The 17,275-nt window shown below is 73.2% G+C and carries 17 protein-coding genes; 6 read left to right on the forward strand and 11 right to left on the reverse strand.

Features of this window, described 5'->3' with window-relative positions; genetic code table 11:
• Positions 1-146: 146 nt before the first annotated feature.
• Complete coding sequence (locus EDD26_RS00670) at positions 147-404, forward strand: DUF6458 family protein (protein WP_123695954.1); 258 nt, start codon at positions 147-149, stop codon at positions 402-404.
• A gap of 72 nt (positions 405-476) precedes the next feature.
• On the opposite strand, the gene EDD26_RS00675 is transcribed toward EDD26_RS00670, so the two are convergent.
• Complete coding sequence (locus EDD26_RS00675; protein WP_123695955.1) at positions 477-2,000, reverse strand: MFS transporter; 1,524 nt, start codon at positions 1,998-2,000, stop codon at positions 477-479.
• A gap of 94 nt (positions 2,001-2,094) precedes the next feature.
• Here EDD26_RS00675 and EDD26_RS00680 point away from each other — a divergent pair, with 94 nt between their 5' ends.
• Entirely contained in the window at positions 2,095-2,634 is a 540-nt protein-coding gene (locus tag EDD26_RS00680; protein ID WP_170165476.1) for a TetR/AcrR family transcriptional regulator, read from the forward strand.
• Positions 2,635-2,707: 73 nt separating this feature from the next.
• Positions 2,708-3,877 carry a sensor histidine kinase gene (locus EDD26_RS00685; RefSeq protein ID WP_123695956.1) on the forward strand — a complete coding sequence of 390 codons (1,170 nt, stop codon included), beginning with the start codon at positions 2,708-2,710 and terminating at the stop codon, positions 3,875-3,877.
• Between the two features lie 21 nt (positions 3,878-3,898).
• Here the strand turns inward: EDD26_RS00685 and EDD26_RS00690 are convergent, their stop codons facing one another.
• Positions 3,899-4,624, reverse strand: coding sequence for an alpha/beta fold hydrolase (locus EDD26_RS00690; RefSeq protein WP_123695957.1), 726 nt, complete (start codon positions 4,622-4,624; stop codon positions 3,899-3,901).
• 96 nt (positions 4,625-4,720) lie between these two features.
• Between EDD26_RS00690 and EDD26_RS00695 the strand changes: the two genes are divergently transcribed.
• Together EDD26_RS00695 and EDD26_RS00700 are read left to right on the forward strand one after the other, a co-directional pair.
• Positions 4,721-5,434 (forward strand): hypothetical protein, encoded by a 714-nt coding sequence (locus EDD26_RS00695; protein ID WP_123695958.1) that lies wholly within the window; start codon positions 4,721-4,723, stop codon positions 5,432-5,434.
• A gap of 41 nt (positions 5,435-5,475) precedes the next feature.
• Complete coding sequence (locus tag EDD26_RS00700) at positions 5,476-6,300, forward strand: hypothetical protein (RefSeq protein ID WP_123695959.1); 825 nt, start codon at positions 5,476-5,478, stop codon at positions 6,298-6,300.
• 4 nt (positions 6,301-6,304) lie between these two features.
• Here EDD26_RS00700 and serA read toward each other — a convergent pair whose 3' ends face one another.
• Positions 6,305-7,897, reverse strand: a complete 1,593-nt coding sequence (serA, locus tag EDD26_RS00705; RefSeq protein WP_123695960.1) for a phosphoglycerate dehydrogenase — start codon at positions 7,895-7,897, stop codon at positions 6,305-6,307.
• 217 nt (positions 7,898-8,114) lie between these two features.
• Between serA and EDD26_RS00710 the strand changes: the two genes are divergently transcribed.
• Positions 8,115-8,510, forward strand: a complete 396-nt coding sequence (locus EDD26_RS00710) for a DoxX family protein (protein WP_123695961.1) — start codon at positions 8,115-8,117, stop codon at positions 8,508-8,510.
• Between the two features lie 117 nt (positions 8,511-8,627).
• On the opposite strand, the gene EDD26_RS00715 is transcribed toward EDD26_RS00710, so the two are convergent.
• The 8 genes from EDD26_RS00715 to ilvD form a co-directional block, all read right to left on the reverse strand.
• Positions 8,628-8,996 carry a hypothetical protein gene (locus EDD26_RS00715; RefSeq protein ID WP_123695962.1) on the reverse strand — a complete coding sequence of 123 codons (369 nt, stop codon included), beginning with the start codon at positions 8,994-8,996 and terminating at the stop codon, positions 8,628-8,630.
• Positions 8,993-9,385 (reverse strand): hypothetical protein, encoded by a 393-nt coding sequence (locus tag EDD26_RS00720; RefSeq protein WP_123695963.1) that lies wholly within the window; start codon positions 9,383-9,385, stop codon positions 8,993-8,995. The genes EDD26_RS00715 and EDD26_RS00720 overlap by 4 nt, the downstream gene beginning before the upstream one ends.
• A gap of 64 nt (positions 9,386-9,449) precedes the next feature.
• Positions 9,450-10,439 (reverse strand): DUF2332 domain-containing protein, encoded by a 990-nt coding sequence (locus EDD26_RS00725; protein ID WP_123698362.1) that lies wholly within the window; start codon positions 10,437-10,439, stop codon positions 9,450-9,452.
• Between the two features lie 70 nt (positions 10,440-10,509).
• Positions 10,510-11,985, reverse strand: a complete 1,476-nt coding sequence (locus EDD26_RS00730; protein WP_123695964.1) for an FAD-dependent oxidoreductase — start codon at positions 11,983-11,985, stop codon at positions 10,510-10,512.
• Positions 11,986-12,091: 106 nt separating this feature from the next.
• On the reverse strand, positions 12,092-13,117 hold the full coding sequence (gene ilvC, locus EDD26_RS00735; RefSeq protein WP_123695965.1) for a ketol-acid reductoisomerase: 1,026 nt from the start codon (positions 13,115-13,117) through the stop codon (positions 12,092-12,094).
• Positions 13,118-13,150: 33 nt separating this feature from the next.
• Complete coding sequence (gene ilvN, locus EDD26_RS00740) at positions 13,151-13,669, reverse strand: acetolactate synthase small subunit (RefSeq protein WP_123695966.1); 519 nt, start codon at positions 13,667-13,669, stop codon at positions 13,151-13,153.
• Positions 13,669-15,456 (reverse strand): acetolactate synthase large subunit, encoded by a 1,788-nt coding sequence (locus EDD26_RS00745; RefSeq protein WP_123695967.1) that lies wholly within the window; start codon positions 15,454-15,456, stop codon positions 13,669-13,671. Before EDD26_RS00745 ends, ilvN begins: the two co-directional genes overlap by 1 nt.
• 32 nt (positions 15,457-15,488) lie before the next feature.
• Positions 15,489-17,186 carry a dihydroxy-acid dehydratase gene (ilvD, locus tag EDD26_RS00750; protein ID WP_123695968.1) on the reverse strand — a complete coding sequence of 566 codons (1,698 nt, stop codon included), beginning with the start codon at positions 17,184-17,186 and terminating at the stop codon, positions 15,489-15,491.
• Positions 17,187-17,275: the final 89 nt, after the last annotated feature.

The raw sequence follows: 17,275 nt of genomic DNA on the forward strand, positions 1-17,275 counted from the left end.
CGCGTCGATCGGCAGCGCCGCATCCGCGCGGGCCGCGCGCTCCAGCCTAGCCGCGCCGATGTTCGCACCCGCGTCCCAGCCTGGGCGCAGTACATTCGCCCCACAGGCCGCCTGGTCCCTGGCGTCCGCAACGAACGGAGAGCACCTTGAGCATCGGCTTCGGCATCTTCCTCATGGCCGTCGGCGCGATCATCGCCTGGGCGGTCCCCGCCCTGTGGCAGGTCGAAGGCGCCAACTGGGCCCTGATCGGCTACATCCTGCTGGGCGCCGGCGCCCTCGTCACCCTCATCGGCATCATCATGGCCGCCCGCTCGGGGCGGACGTCGCAGGTCTCGCGCTCGAGCGTCGACCCGGCCTCCGGCACGCGCGTCGAGCGCACCGAGCGCCGCGACGACGTCATCTGACGACCGTCCGACACACGAGAGGAGGGGTGCTGCCGTGAGGCGGCACCCCTCCTCTCTCGTCGAGCGCTCCGGTCAGGCCTTCCGCAGCGTGCGCAGCGCGACCACGATCGCGATCGCCATGAGCGCCGCACCGGTGAGGGCCGTCGCGAGCGCGCCGTCGTCGAACGCCGTCATCGCGGCCTGCGCGAGCGCATCGCCGAGCGGCACGGGGAGGCGGTCGGCCACGTCGAGCGCACCGGCCAGGGTCTCCCGGGCGGCGGCGCCGTCGGCGGCCCCGACCCCCTCCGGGATGACGAGCGACGAGCGGTAGACGGCGCTCACGACGCCGCCGAGCACGGCCGTGCCGAGCACCGCGCCGAGCTCGTAGGCGGTCTCCGAGACCGCGCTCGCCGCGCCCGCGCGCTCCGGCGGCGCCGTGCTGACGACGATCTCGTTGGACAGGGTCTCCGCGGCGCCGACGCCCGCGCCCAGCAGGCCGTAGGCGACCGCCACGAGCAGCGGCGACAGCGCGTCGCCGCTCAGCGCCACGACGAGGTAGCCCGCCGTCGAGCTCGCGAGCCCGAGCGCGACCACGCGGTGCGCGGGCATGTGCCGCACGAGCACGACCACGCCGAGGCCCGTGCCGACCATCGCGATCGTGCCGGGCACGAGCAGCAGCGCGGCGTCGAGCGTCGAGAGCCCCTCGACGAGCTGGAGGTGCTGCGTGAGGAAGAAGAGCGCGCCCACCAGCGCCATGACGCTCAGCAGGTTGATCGCGATGGCGCCCGAGAACGCCGGGATGCGCAGCAGGTCGATGTCGAGCATCGGTGCGGCCGACGACCGCATCCGCCGCACGAACAGCCAGCCGGCCACGACCGCCACGACCGCCATGCCGACGGCGATGAGGTCGAGCCCGTCGACGGCGACGTGCTTGATGCCGGCGGCCAGGGCCCCGAGCGCGACGATCGACAGCACGATGCCGATCGGATCGAGCCTGCCCGGGTTCGGGTCGCGGCTCTCGCGCACGAGCAGCGGCGCGAGCACGAGCAGCGGCAGCAGCACCGGCACCGCCATGAGGAACACCGAGCCCCACGCGAAGTGCTCGAGCAGCAGACCACCGACCGTCGGGCCGAGCGCGCTGCCGACCGAGAAGGCGGTCGCCCAGACGGCGATCGCAAGCCGTCGGTCGCCGCGGTGCGGGAACGTCGACCGGATGAGCGAGAGCGTCGACGGCATGAGCATGGCGCCGAAGAAGCCGAGCGCCGCGCGGGCCGCGATGAGCGCGGGGGCGGTGGGCGCGAAGGCGGCGAGCACCGAGACGAGCGCGAAGCCGGTCGCGCCGATGAGCAGCATCCGGCGGCGGCCGAAGCGGTCGCCGATGCCGCCCATCGCGACCAGCAGGCCCGCGAGCACGAGCGAGTAGGCGTCGACGATCCACAGCTGCTGCGCCGCGGTGGGCTCGAGCTCGAGCGCGATCTGCGGCAGGGCGAAGCCCAGCACGGTGTTGTCGATCGCGATCAGCAGCACCGGGAGCATGAGCACGACGAGCGCCGCCCACTCGCGACGACCGGCTCGCTGCTCGCTCGCCTGGCCGATCGCCCGCTGCTGGATGTCCATGATCGCTCTCCGTCCGGTTCGCCGGCGCGCGGATGGGCGCCGACCATCTTACTGTACCGTCTGGACGGTTTGTGGGCAAGGGTATGCTCGCCGCATGGCCCGCGACGCATCCGGCACCGTCCGAGAGCAGCTGCTCGACGCCTACGTCGCGATCCTCATCGACGAGGGCGAGCGGGCGGCCACCGTGCAGGCCGTCGCGCAGCGCGGCGGCGTCTCGAAGGGCGGGCTGCTCTACCACTTCGGCTCGAAGGCCGCGCTCGAGGCGGGGCTCATCGAGCGCTTCCGCGAGCTCGGCGCGGCGGACGTCGAGGCGCTGCGCGGCGCCGACGACATCGTCGCGACCTTCCTGCGCACCTCGGTCGCCGCCGACAGCAGCCTCGACCGGGCGACCGTCGCGCTCGTGCGCATCGCCCAGTCCCCCGCCGGCGCCGCCGCCCGCGCTGCGCTGCAGCGGCTCGACGACGAGTACGTCGCCGCGATCGCCGAGCGGCTCGGCGACGAGGAGCTCGCGCTGACCGTCGTGCTGCTCGCCGACGGCGTCTACTTCCGCTCGGCGCTCGGCGCGGTCGAACCGACGCGCGCCGGCGAGGAGATCGAGCTGCTCGTGCGCGTCGCCCGACGGCTCGGCGCCTGAGCGGCGGCGGCCGCAGCGCTCGGTACCCTGAGCACACCAGGGGCGGCCATCGCGCTGCAGGAGAGGATCGTGCGTGCGCACTGCCGACGACATCACCCGCCGTGAGGCGATCGCCGAGTATCGGGTGGTGGGGCAGCCGCCGGAGCCCGACCTCGAGGGCCTCGTGCAGCTCGCGGCATCGATCTGCGGCGTCTCGACCGCGGTCATCAACATCATCGACGACCGCAGCCAGCACCAGATCGCCGCGGTCGGCTTCGAGCCGAACGTCTGCGCGCGCGAGGACTCGATGTGCGCGGTCGTGTTCCGCCATCCGGGCCACGTCGTCGTGCCGGATGCCCGCGTCGACGACCGCTTCCGCGACAACCCGTTCGTCACCGGCGAGATCGCCGACGTGCGCTTCTACGCCTCGAGCCCGCTCATCACCCCGGCCGGCGTGCCGATCGGCACGCTCTGCGTCTTCGACGAGGAGGTGCGCGAGCTCAGCGAGCAGGACAGCCGCGCGCTCGCGCTGCTCGCCCGACAGGTGATCGACGTGCTCGAGCTGCGGCGCATCACGCGCGAGCTCGGCCGCTCGAACGAGCAGCTCGCGCACTTCGCCGGCCAGGTCAGCCACGACCTGCGCAACCCGCTCACCGCGCTCGTCGGCTTCCTCGAGCTCGCCTCCGACGGCCTGGAGTCCGCCGACGCGGTGCTCGTCGCCGAGGCGCTCGAGCGCGCGAACGGCGCGGCCGGCCGCATGGGCGACCTCGTCGCCGACCTGCTGGACTTCGCGCGCGTCGGCGGCAGGCCGCGCCGGAGCGCCATCGACCTCGGCTCGCTGCTGCACGACGTGGTGGACGACCTCGACGCCCCCATCCGCGCGTCCGGGGCGACGATCGACGTCGGCGAGCTGCCCCGCATCAGCGGCGACGCGACGCAGCTGCGCGCGCTCATGCAGAACCTGCTCGCCAACGCGCTCAAGTTCAGCGCCGCGGGCGGTGCGCAGCCCACCATCGAGGTGCGCGCGCACGAGCTCACCGCCGGCTGGCGCATCACGGTCGACGACGACGGCCCGGGCGTGCCTGCCGAGCAGCGCGAGCGGGTCTTCGGCCTGCTCGAGCGCGGCGAGGGCGCCGACGTCGAAGGGCTCGGGATCGGCCTCTCGACGTGCCGCAGGATCGTCGAGGCGCACGGCGGGCGCATCGGCATCGACGACGCCGAGCTCGGCGGCGCGAGCGTCTGGGTGGTGCTGCCGCAGCAGTGACCCGGTCGGCGTCGACCCGGCTCAGCGCTGCGCGGCGGCGCGGGCTGCGACGTCGATGATCGCGGCGAGCTCCACCGGCTTCGACCACATCGGCCAGTGGCCGGTCGGCAGGTCGACGAGCGTGAGCGCCCGGTGCTCGAGCAGGCCAGCGAGGAACGACATGCCCTGCTCGGCATAGGCGCGGTACTCGGCCGCCGAGAACGCGGTGCAGACGATCGTGGCGGGCACGTCGAGCCGTCGGTCGTCGGTGAGCGAGACCGCCTCGCGCACCACGCCACCGGGCTCCGGCACCGCTCTGCTGCGGAACTCGTCGAGCTGCGCCGGGGTGAGGTCGCGCATCGAGCCCTGCTCCATCTCGTCGTCCCACGCGGCGTCGAGCGGCATCGCGTCGCCTTCGAACGACGCATCCATCGCAGCGCCGTCGACGACCGGCGCCGTGTCGACCCAGACGGTCCCGGCGATGCGGTCGACGTGCCGGTCGATCGCGACGGTCGCCGGGATTGCCGCGCCGCTGTGCGCGACGAGCAGCACGGGCCGGTCGCCCTCGAGCGCTGCCTCGATGGCGGCGACGTGGTCGTCGAGCGAGACCTCGCCGCGGGCCGAGTGGTCGGGCTCGAGCCCCGGGAGCGTGAGCGCGACGACCTCGTCGCCCTGCCCGCGCAGCAGCTCGGCGACCTCGTCCCACGCCCAGGCACCGAGCCAGAAGCCGGGGACGAGCACGATGCGGACGGGTGTGGTGGAGTCCATGCCCGCGACGCTAGCCCGGCGCGCTGACACCGCGCCAGTGGGGGCTGTCCCGTCGGCCACCGCGGGCGTATCCTGCGGGCGTCTGAGGGGGTCGTCATGGCCTGGCCGAGATCCGTGGTCGTGCTGGCCGTGCTGCTCTCGGTGCTGACCGGGTGCACGGCTCCCCCGCCCTCGCCGACGCCGTCGGATCCGCCACCGGCCGAGTCGGCCGCCGCGACCCCGCTGCCGTCCGTGGATGCGACGCCGTCCGCGGGCCCCACGCCCCGTGTCGACCCTGCGCCGTCCGCCCCGTCCGCGTCTGCCGGCGCGAGCAGCTGGCCGGCCTACGTGTCGACCCGCTACGGCTTCCGCATCGGCCACCCGCCGGGCTGGCGGCTCGAGCCGTCGCAAAGGGCCTGGACCATGGAGGTCGACGCGGCGGACTGGGACAGCATCGCGCACGAGTCCTTCTGGTCGCCGGACGGCGACGTGCGGGTCAGCGCATGGGCCGTGCCGTTCCGCGGTGAGGCGTCGCTGCTCGCGGTCGAGCGATGGGCGCAGCAGCTGTGCCACGAGAGCGGCAACAGCGACTGCGCGACGATCGGCGAGCGCGCGGTGCGGCTCTGCAGCGACCGCCGCGCCTGCCATCCGGGCCTGCTGGTGCCCTTCAACACCGACGTGCAGGCCTTCTTCGTCGGCGGTCCGGACGCCGACCGGATGACCGTCGTCGCCGTCTGGCGGCCCGCCGACTGGTCGTCCGACAGGAACGGCAGCGCGCGCGACCTGCTCGCCGCGTTCCTCTCGACGATGGACGTGCGGCCGCTGGCGTAGAGCCGCCGACGCAGGTCGTGCCCGACCGAGAGGAGACATCCATGAGCTGGCCGAGATCCGTCGCGCTGCTCGCCGTCGTGCTGGCGGCCGGATGCACCGCACCTCCGCCGACCCCGACGGAGCCCGCGCTCGACTCCGCACGGCCGGTCGTCTCGAGCGCTCCGTCCGACGACGCAGTGGCGTCTGACGACCCAGTGCCGTCCGACGCCGCTGCTCCGTCCGTCACCGCTGCGCCGTCCCAGCCCGCGACTCCCCCGTCCAACCCGCCGGACGACGCGCGGTTGGACTCGACCGGCTGGACCACCTACGTCTCCGAGCAGCACGGATTCGGTATCGGCCACCCGCCCGACTGGAGCGTCGTCCAGGCCGTCCGCAGCTGGGCGATCGAGGTGGACGCCGGGAACTGGGAGAGCCCGGCGTACGACGTCTTCCTCTCCGCCGACCGCAACTTCTGGGTGGTCGCGTGGACAGCGCCATACGCCGGCGGCGAGTCGCTCGCCGGGGTGCACCGGTGGGTCGACGACTACTGCCGCCGACCGGCCCTGCCCTGCGACGGGGACCCCGGTTCGAGGGTGCCGCTGTGCAACGGGCGGGGCTTCTGCCACCCCGGCCTGCTGCTGCCGGACAAGTTCCCCCAAGCCATCTTCACCGGCGGCGCGCACGGGCAGCGCATGACGGTGGTGGCCTCGGGACGACCGCCCGCGTGGCCGGCCCCCGGCTACGGGAACGCTCGGCAGGTCTTCGAGGCGATCCTGTCGACCATGGACGTCTGCCTGCCTGGAGAGCAGGACGCCCGCGGCTGCGACAGCGACACGCCGCTGGCCGGCGCGGCGACCGGCGACCCGCTCATCATCGAGCGGCGGTAGGCGCCTAGAGCGCGCGGATGCCGATCTGACGGATCGTGGTCGCCTCGATCGCGCTGCCCACCTGCTCGACGAGCTCCTCAGGTGCCGCCTGGTCGATCGTGATGATCGAGAGCGCGTCGCCGCCCGCGGACGTGCGGGCGATCTGCATGCCGGCGATGTTGATCTGCGCCTCGCCGAACGCGGCGCCGTAGGCGGCCACGATCCCGGGTCGGTCGACGTACTCCATGACGACGAAGTGGTCGGCCATCGGCACCTCGACAGACTGGCCGTTGACGCCGACGATCTTCTCGACCTGCTTCGGGCCCGTGAGGGTGCCCTCGACGCTCACCCGGCGGCCGTCGCTCGTCGCGGCGACGACCTCGACGACGTTGCGGTACTCCTCGCTGCGCTCGTCGGCGGTGAGCGCGCTCGTCACGCCGCGCGACTCCGCGATGACCGGCGCGTTCACGAAGGTCACCTGCTCGCTCACGATCGACGAGAAGAAGCCCTTGAGCGCCGCGAGGCGCAGCACCTTGACGTCGTAGCCGGCGAGCTCGCCGTGCACCGCGACGTCGACCGCCTCGACCGGGCCGGCCGCGAGGCCGGCGACGAACTGGCCGAGCCGCTCGGCGAGCGGGATGCCGGGGCGCACGTACTCGTCGATGATCCCGCCGGCGACGTTCACGGCATCCGGCACGAGGTCGCCGGAGAGCGCGAGCCGCACGGAGCGGGCGACGGCGACGCCAGCCTTCTCCTGCGCCTCGTCGGTCGATGCGCCGAGGTGGGGCGTGACCTGGATGTTCGGGGCGCTCGTGAGCGCGTCGTCCTTCGGCGGCTCGGAGACGAACACGTCGATGCCGGCGCCGGCGATGCGGCCCTCGCGGAGGGCGATCGCGAGCGCCGCTTCATCGATGATGCCGCCGCGCGAGGCGTTGACGATGCGGAGCGAGGGCTTCGCGAGCGCGAACTGCGCCTCGCCGATCAGGCCGACCGTCTCGGGCGTGCGCGGGATGTGGATGGTGATGAAGTCGCTCTCGGCCATCAGCTCGTCGAGCGAGCGCAGCTCGACGCCGAGCTGCGCGGCGCGGGCCGGGCTGACGAACGGGTCGAACGCGATGAGCTTCGTGCCGAAGGCGGCGAGGCGCTCGGCGACGAGCACGCCGATGCGGCCGAGGCCCACGATGCCGACGGTCTTCTCGTAGAGCTCGACGCCCGTGTAGGCGCTGCGCTTCCACTCGCCGCGCTTCAGCGAGGCGTCGGCGGCCGGGATGTGCCGGGCGAGGCCGAGCAGGTGCGCGATGGCGAGCTCGGCGGCCGAGACGATGTTCGAGGTCGGCGCGTTGACGACCATGACCCCCGCGGCGGTGGCGGCGGGGATCTCGACGTTGTCGAGGCCGACGCCGGCGCGGGCGATCACCTTGAGCTGCGGCGCGTGCGCGATCGCCTCGGCGTCGAGCTGCGTCGCGCTGCGGACGAGCACGGCGGATGCGTCGGCGAGGGCGGCGAAGAGCGCCTCCCGATCCGTGCCGTCGACCTGGCGGATGTCGAAGTCGGGCCCGAGGGCGTCGACGGTCGCGGCCGAGAGCTCCTCGGCGATCAGGACGACGGGCTTCGACATGGGGACTCCTTGCGCGGTGCGGTGGGGTGGCAGCACCTCGTCGTGCCGCCCCCAGCGTACCGAGCGTCGCGTGCCGACCTCGGCCCAGGCGTCACGCAGGGCAACACGGGACCGCCGAGCCACCGGGGACCCGTACGACCCTCCGGGACCCGGTCCACCGGGTCCCGGACGGTGGAGCGGGTCCCGAGGCCGCACGGCGTGCGGGAGGATGGAGGCGATGGACGCCTTCGCAATCGCGCAGCTCGTGCTGCGCATCATCCTCGCCGCCGTCTTCCTCGGGATGGGCGCGGCCCACTTCGTGCCGCGCGTCAAGCGCACGATGGCCGCGATGGTGCCCGCACCGCTCGCCGGCCCCGAGCGGCGCTGGGCGGCGACGCTCGTCGTCATCTCCGGCGTCGCCGAGATCCTCGGCGGCCTCGGCCTGCTCACCCCCTGGTGGCCGGTGCGCTTCGCCGCCGCCCTGGGGCTCATCGCGCTGCTGATCGCGGTCTTCCCCGCGAACGCGCAGGCGGCACGGCAGCCGGAGCGCTTCGGCGCGGTCGCGGTGCCGCTCGTGCCGCGAGCGATCGGCCAGGCGGTGCTCGGGCTGCTGCTGCTCGTCAGCGTCATCTGACGGATGCGCAGGGTGGTCACGACACGCCGTGACCGCGTGCCCTCCCGCGGCGTGTCGTGACCACCCCGAGCGCCCGATGCGGCGTGTCGTGACCACCCGCCGTGGGGCGACCGGCGGTCAGCCGACGAGCGCCGCGAGCGCGATCTGCCTCGCGAGCTGCTCCGCCAGCAGGCTGAGCTGCGCGCTCACCGCGAGCGCGGCGAGCAGGACGCCCGCCTTCGCGACCAGCCGCATCCGCCGACCGATCCACAGCGCCGCCACGAACAGCACGGCGGGCAGCGCGACCAGCGCGACCAGCAGCCACCACGGCGTGGACGCCTGGATGCCGGCGCCGAGGTAGAGCAGCGGCAGCTGCTGCAGGTTGGTGACTGCCTCGACGGTGTCGTAGCCGAACGCGAGCGCGAACAGCGTGGCGATGATCCAGGCGTCGGCGGGACGCTCCTCGCGCGGCTGGCGCTCGGCGCCGGCCTCGATGTCGGCGCTCATGCGAGCACCCCCGCGACGAGAGGCCAGGGCGCCGTCACGACCAGGCCCGCGAGCCACAGCGGGGCGCGGCGCGCGGTCGCGAGCCGGTCGACCAGGAACCACCACAGCAGCGGCGCGATCGCCGCCAGCAGCTCGCCGAGCTGGTACATCGCGAGCCCGAGCAGGCTCGGCTGCTCGACCGGGTTCGCGACGATGATGACGACCCAGCCGGCCGTGGCGGCGAGCGCGAGGGCGAGCATCAGCCAGCGCAGCGCACCGCGGGAGCGGGCGGCGGGCTCGTCGACGGCGACGGATGCCGTGGCCGCCGGAGGCTGCTCGGTCGCGTCCGCGGTCGGGTGATCGAGCTCCTCGTCGCCCTCCCAGTGGAGGGCATCCTCGTCGCGGCTCACCCGATCGAGCCTAGCCGCCCGGCTCCTGCCGGCCGCACCGCGGCGCCCGGCCCCACGCGGGCGCCTACGTCGCGATGTCGTCGATCCAGGTGACGGACGCCCCGTGCGGGTCGGTGATCGCGATCGGCTCGGCGTCGCGGCGGAGCACGAAGTCACCCGGTCCCGCCCACGGCGCCGGCGGCCCGATCTCGAGCGTCGCACCCTCGTTCGCGACCCACGTCACCGGCAGCTCGCCCATGAGGTCGGCGAAGCCCGCGCGCTCGAACGCAGGGACGTAGGCGAGCACCGCCGAGTGCCAGACGACGACGGTCGGCGCGTGCTGCCCGGCCTCCGCGACGAGCGCGCAGGTGTCGGTCGTGAGGTCGCCGCGACGCAGGTCCGCGCGCTCGCGACGGGCGATCGCGATCGCTGTGCGCAGGCGGTCGACGCGGGCGCCGTCGACCCCACCGGTCGCATCCGGCCAGACGAGCGCCTCGAGCCACGCCCGGGTGTCAGGCTCCGCCGGATCGAGCGGCTGCAGGTCGAGCCCGCCGCGCCAGGCGATGGACGGCAGCCGCTCCGGCAGCGGCGTCGACGGCGACGCCTGCGTCTCGAGCAGCGGCAGGCTCGCGTCGCCGACGTACTTGCCGGCCCCGAAGCGGTAGCGCCAGCGGTCCGGGTACAGGCACAGCCCCGCCGATGCGCCCACCTCGACGAGCGCGATCGGACCGCGGAGGTGCGCGATGGCGGGCAGCAGCGTCGCCATCCGCCGTGCCTCGTTCGTCTGCGTCATGCGGGCGAGCATCGTCGACCGGATGCTCGTCCAGGCGCCCGCGATCATGTCGCGCACGTCGGTCCACGGCGCGACCGGCACGCCCTCGAAGCGCGCGGCGGCGAACAGCAGGTTGGGCTGCCGCTTCACGTGCTCGAGGTCGGCGAGTGCCGCGCAGAGCCACGGATCCGCGGCGACCCCGCGCGCCCACTCCGCGTAGCGGGGCGACCGGCCCTCCGCCTCGACCGCCGCCCAGCGCTCGAAGGAGCGGGCGACGGAGCGATCCTCGGTGACGTCGTGCACGGCATCCACCTTGCCAGTCGGAGCCCGTCCGCGCGCGGTCGCGCTGCTGCGGCGACGCGGCGTGGAGCGATCAGCCCGCGCGCCGCAGCTCCTGCAGCGGGCACGCAGCCGGTCCCTCGAGGCGCGACCCGTCGGCGGCGAAGCGCGACCCGTGGGCGGTGCAGTCCCAGCTGCGCTCCTGCGCGTTCCACTGCACGAGCGCGCCGACGTGCGGGCAGCGCGCGGACACCTGCCGGGTCTGACCGTCGACGGTCGACGTGCCGACCGCGCGCAGCCCGACGCGGCCGAGCACGCCCTCCCCCTCGGCGGGCGCCTTGGCTGGGCGCAGGGTGCGTGCGAAGGCCACGGCGTCGGCGCGCGCCGTCGCCGCCACGCCGCCCGCGAGCCGACCGGCCGCGCGCGGCGTCGTGCCACGTCGCCGCAGCGTGCGTGCCCAGCTCGGCTCCTCGCCGCCGATCCGCGCGCTCAGCGCGATCGCCGCCATGGCGCCGGAGCTCATGCCCCACTTGTCGAAGCCGGTCGCGAGCAGCACGCGCCCCCGCGAGCCGGGTCGCGCCGAGATCCAGGGCAGCCGGTCCGGCGTGCGGTAGTCCTGGGCGCTCCACACGTGCGTGCGCTGCGCGTCAGGCCAGTGGGCCCGCACCCAGTCGTCGAGCTCTGCGACCAGCCGGCGCGGATCGGAGTGGCGGCCGACGGCATGGCCGCGGCCGCCCGCGACGAGCAGCTCCTCGCCGCCGACCGTCGCGGTGCGCAGCGAGCGGCTCGGGGCGTCGACGCTCAGCGCCATGACGGCCGGGAGCGGGCTCGAGGTGCGGTACGCCGCCGCGTAGGAGCGGTGGGCCGTGAGCATCGAAGCCGTGCCGCGAGCGGGCACGGGGGCACCGGTCGCGAGCACCGCGACGCCGCCCGACCAGGCACCGGCATCCGTGTCGAGCTCGACGCCGCGGCCGACGACGCGCACGGTGCGCACGGATGCGCGCACGATCGTTCCGCCGTGCGCGCGGAGCTCCGCCGCGAGGGCCGCGAGCATCGCCATCGGCTCGAGCTGCGCCTGATCGGCGAGCTGGATCGCGCCGGCGGTCTCGAACGGCAGCGACTCGGCGCCGCCGCGCTCGACGGGGAGGCCGAGCTCAGCCGCCGCGAGCAGCTCGCGCTCGAGCGACTCGGCGCCCTCCTCGCCGTTCGCGTAGGAGACGGCGGGCCGGGATTGCACGGCGTCGGTGTCGGCGAGCAGCGCGCGCAGCTGCCGCATGCCCTCGATCGACCCCTCCACGAAGGCCCTGGCCGCGTCGCGGCGGGCGAGCTCGAGGATGCGGTGCAGGCGGTCGCCCTGCAGCACGCTCAGCTTCGCGGTGGTGCTGCCCGTCGCGGCCGCGCCCACCTCGCGCGCCTCGAGCACGACCACGTGCGCGCCGCCGCGGGCGAGCAGCACCGCCGTGGTGAGGCCCGTGATGCCCGCGCCGACCACGACGACGTCGAAGCTGTCGCGGCGGCCGGGGGCATCGAGCTGGACGGAGGGGCCGGTGGCGTGCCAGAGCGAGGTCATGTCCCCCACTCAACGCGGCGGACGGCTCCCGCACAAGACGAGTGGAGGGTTTGCGTCCGAGTTGCCAGCAACTCGGACGCAAACCCTCAACCAGCGCAGAGGTCGATCAGCGCTGTGCGCTGCCGTCGACGTAGTCGGCGTCGGGCTGCTCCCACGCGAACAGGCTGCGCAGCTTCTTGCCGGTCGCCTCGATCGGGTGGCCCTCAGCCTTGGCCCGCAGCTCCTTGAACTCGGGGCCGCCGGCGTCCTGGTCGCCGATGAAGCGCTCGGCGAAGGCACCCGTCTGGATGTCCTTGAGCACCGCCTGCATGTTCTCCTTGACGCGCGGGTCGATGACGCGCGGGCCCGAGACGTAGTCGCCGTACTCGGCGGTGTCGGAGACCGACCAGCGCTGCTTGGCGATGCCGCCCTCCCACATGAGGTCGACGATGAGCTTCAGCTCGTGGAGCACCTCGAAGTAGGCGATCTCGGGCTGGTAGCCGGCCTCGGTGAGGGTCTCGAAGCCGTACTGGACGAGCTGCGAGACGCCGCCGCAGAGCACGGCCTGCTCGCCGAAGAGGTCGGTCTCGGTCTCCTCGGTGAAGGTGGTGGTGATGCCGCCTGCGCGGAGGCCGCCGATCGCCTTCGAGTACGACCACGCCGTCTGCCATGCCGAGCCGGACGCATCCTTCTCGACGGCGACGATCACGGGCACGCCGCGGCCGGCCTGGAACTCGCGGCGCACGGTGTGGCCCGGGCCCTTGGGCGCGACGAGCACGACGTCGACGCCCTCGGGCGCCTCGATGTAGCCGAAGCGGATGTTGAAGCCGTGGCTGAAGAGGAGCGTCTTGCCCTCGCCCATCGACGACGCGATCTCGTCGTTGTAGATGTGGCGCTGGTGCTGGTCGGGCGCGAGCAGGACGACGACGTCCGCCCACTCGGCGACCTCTGCGGGCGTGCCCACCTCGAAGCCGGCCTCGGCCGCCTTCGCGCGGCTCTTCGACTCCGGCTGCAGGCCGACGCGGACCTCGACGCCCGAGTCGCGCAGGTTCTGCGCGTGCGCGTGCCCCTGCGAGCCGTAGCCGATGACGGCGACCTTCTTGCCCTGGATGATGCCGAGGTCGGCACCGTCGTCGTAGATGACCTCAGTCATGGTGTCTCCTTGCTTGTGGTTCAGAACGGGTGGTCAGCGCGCGTCGGACTTGAGGACGCGCTCGCTGATGGACTTGCCGCCGCGGCCGATGGCCAGCAGGCCCGACTGCGCGATCTCCTTGATGCCGTACGGCTCGAGCAGTCGCAGCAGCGCCTGGCACTTCGCGGAGTCGCCGGTCACCTCGATGACGAGCGCGTCGGTCGTGACGTCGACGACCCGGGCGCGGAAGAGCGTCGCGGCCTCGAGGATCTGCGAGCGCGTCGAGTTGTCGACCCGCACCTTGACGAGCAGGTGCTCGCGCTGCACGGACTGGCTCGGCTCGAGCTCGACGATCTTCACGACGTTGATGAGCTTGTTCAGCTGCTTCGTGACCTGCTCGAGCGGCAGGTCCTCGACGTCGACGACGACGGTGATGCGGCTGAGGCCGGGCACCTCGGTCTTGCCCACCGCGAGCGACTCGATGTTGAAGCCACGGCGCGCGAAGAGCGCCGCGACGCGGGTCAGCAGGCCGGGCTTGTCCTCGACCAGGAGCGACAGGACGTGCGTGCTCATCACTCCTCCTCCCACACCGGGCTGTGCTCCTTGGCGTACTGCACGAAGGAGTTCGAGACGCCCTGCGGCACCATCGGCCAGACCATCGCGTCCTTCGACACGATGAAGTCGATGACGACCGGGCGGTCGTTCGTCTCGAGCGCGAGCTTGATCGCCGGGTCGATCTCCTCGGGCTTCGTGACGCGGATCGCGAGGCAGCCGTAGGCCTCCCCGAGCTTCACGAAGTCGGGGATCATCTTCGCGTCGTCGCCGGTCTCGAGGTCGGTGAACGAGTGACGGCCCTCGTAGAACAGGCTCTGCCACTGCCGCACCATGCCGAGCGACGAGTTGTTGATCACCGCGACCTTGATCGGGATGTCGTTGAGCGTGCAGGTGGCGAGCTCCTGATTGGTCATCTGGAAGCAGCCGTCGCCGTCGATCGCCCAGACCACGCGGTCGGGCTCCGCGACCTTCGCGCCCATCGCCGCGGGCACGCCGTAGCCCATCGTGCCGGCGCCGCCGGAGTTGAGCCACGAGTTGGGGCGCTCGTACTTGATGAACTGCGCCGCCCACATCTGGTGCTGGCCGACGCCGGAGGCGTAGATGCCCTCCGGACCGGTCAGCTCGCCGATGCGCTTGATCACGAACTGCGGGGAGAGCTTGCCGTCGCTCGGCTCGGTGAAGCCGAGCGGGAAGCGCTCCTGCAGGCCCTGCAGCCGCTCCCACCAGTCGGTGAGGTCGGTGCGGCGGCTCGAGGCGAGCTCCTGGAAGGCGATCGACAGGTCGCTCAGCACGTCGCGCACGTCGCCCACGATCGGGATGTCGGCGGTGCGGATCTTCGAGATCTCGGCCGGGTCGACGTCGACGTGGATGACCTTCGCGTTCGGCGCGAACTCGTTGACCTTGCCGGTCACGCGGTCGTCGAAGCGGGCGCCGAGCGCCAGGATGAGGTCGCACTCCTGGAAGGCGAGCACCGCGGGCACCGAGCCGTGCATGCCGGGCATGCCGAGGTGCTGCGGGTGCGAGTCGGGGAACGCGCCGCGCGCCATGAGCGTCGTCACGACCGGCGCGCCGGTCGACTCGGCGAACTCGAGCAGCTCGGCCGACGCGTGCGCGCGGATGACGCCGCCGCCCACGTACAGCAGCGGGCGCTCGGCGTCGGCGAGCATCGCGGCCGCCGCGGCGACCTGCTTGCCGTGCGCCTTCGTCACCGGGCGGTAGCCGGGCAGGTCGACCGTGTCGGGCCAGACGAACGGGGCCGACTGCTGCTGCGCATCCTTCGTCACGTCGACGAGCACCGGGCCGGGACGGCCGGTGGAGGCGATGTGGAAGGCGGCGCGCATGACGGCCGGGACGTCCTCGGCGCGGGACACCTGGAAGGAGTGCTTCGTGATCGGCATCACGATGCCGGTGATGTCGGCCTCCTGGAAGGCATCCGTGCCGATCAGGTGGCTGAACACCTGGCCCGTGATCGCGACCATCGGCACCGAGTCCATGTAGGCGTCGGCGATCGCGGTGACGAGGTTGGTGGCGCCGGGGCCGCTCGTCGCGATGCAGACGCCGACGCGGCCGGTCGCGGCCGCGTAGCCCTCGGCGGCGTGGCCGCCGCCCTGCTCGTGGCGCACGAGGATGTGGCGGATCGCCGACTGCTGCATGAGCTCGTCGTAGAACGGGATGATGGCGCCGCCCGGGATGCCGAAGACGTCCTCGACGCCGAGCAGCTCGAGCGATCGGAGGACGGCGCCGGATCCGGTGAGGATCGGCGGCTCGGCGCCGCGCGGGGCGGCAGGCCTTGGTGCGATGGACATGGCTCTCCTGGCTCGTCTCTCGAAGACGTGCGTCAGCCTGTGACGGCGCCGGTGGCGGCCGACCGCACGAGGCGTGCGTACTTGGCGAGGACTCCGCGCGTGTAGCGCGGGGGCAGCGGCTCCCAGCCCTCACGCCGGGAGGCGAGCTCTGCCTCGTCGACGATCAGGTCAAGCGAGCGAGCGGCGATGTCGACCCTGATGCGGTCTCCGTCGCGCACGAAGGCGATCGGACCGGAGTCGACCGCCTCAGGGGCGATGTGGCCGATGCACAGGCCGGTTGTGCCGCCTGAGAATCTGCCGTCTGTCAACAACAATACATCCTTGCCGAGGCCCGCTCCCTTGATGGCAGCGGTGATGGCCAGCATCTCGCGCATCCCGGGCCCGCCCTTGGGCCCCTCGTAGCGGATGACCACCACGTCGCCGGCCTGCACCTCGCCGTTCGTGAGGGCGTCCATCGCGGCGCGCTCGCGGTCGAAGACGCGCGCGGGGCCCTCGAAGACCTCTGCGTCGAAGCCGGCCGTCTTCACGACCGCGCCCTCGGGCGCGAGCGTGCCGTCGAGGATCGTGAGGCCGCCGGTGGCGTGGATGGGGTCGTCGAGCGCGCGCACCACGGTGCCGTCGATCGGGGCCGGGTCGAGCTCGGCGAGGTTCTCGGCGACCGTCCTGCCGGTGACCGTGAGCGCGTCGCCGTGCAGCAGGCCCGCGTCGAGCAGCGCCTTCATGACCACCGGCATGCCGCCGACGCGGTCGAAGTCCTGCGCGACGTAGGCGCCGAACGGCTTCACGTCGGCGAGGTGCGGCGAGCGCTGCCCGATGCGGCGGAAGTCCTCGAGCGTGAGCTCGACCTCGGCCTCGTGGGCGATCGCGAGCAGGTGCAGCACCGCGTTCGTCGAGCCGCCGAGCACCATCGCCACGGTGATGGCGTTCTCGAACGCCTCCTTCGTGAGGATGTCGCGCGCGGTGATGCCGCGGCGCAGCAGCTCGACGACCGCCTCGCCCGAGCGGCGCGCGTAGAAGTCGCGGCGACGGTCGGCCGACAGCGGCGTCGACGAGCCGGGCAGGCTCATCCCGAGCGCCTCCGCGACGCACGCCATCGTGTTGGCGGTGTACATGCCGCCGCACGCGCCCTCGCCGGGCGCGAAGCCGCACTCGATGCGGTGCAGGTCCTCGGCCGAGATCTTGCCGGCCTTGAAGGCGCCGACGGCCTCGAACGAGTCGATGATCGTCATCGACTGCGGGATCGTGCCGTCCTCGAGCTTCGCGAAGCCGGGCGCGATCGAGCCGGCATAGACGAAGACGCTCGCCAGGTCGAGGCGCGCCGCGGCCATGAGCATGCCGGGGAGCGACTTGTCGCAGCCGGCGAGCAGCACGGTGCCGTCGAGGCGCTCCGCCATGACGACCGTCTCGACGCTGTCGGCGATGACCTCGCGGCTGACGAGCGAGAAGTGCATGCCCTCGTGGCCCATCGAGATGCCGTCCGAGACCGAGATCGTGCCGAACTGCAGCGGGTAGCCGCCGCCGGCGTGCACGCCCTCCTTCGACGAGCGCGCGAGGCGGTCGAGCGAGAGGTTGCAGGGGGTGATCTCGTTCCACGAGCTCGCGATGCCGATCTGGGGCTTCTCCCAGTCGCCGTCGCCCATCCCGACCGCGCGCAGCATCCCGCGGCTCGTGGTGGCCTCGACGCCGTCCGTCACGGCGCGCGAACGCGGTTTGATGTCGATCTCTGGCATAGGCCGATCCTACGCCGCACGGACATGTCAGATCGGGCGCGCCGTCCGGCGGACCGACGCGCGGATGCGCGTCCTCCAGGCTGGAGGGG

It is taken from the genome of Agrococcus jenensis, from assembly GCF_003752465.1.
GTDB classification, from domain to species: Bacteria; Actinomycetota; Actinomycetes; order Actinomycetales; family Microbacteriaceae; genus Agrococcus; species Agrococcus jenensis.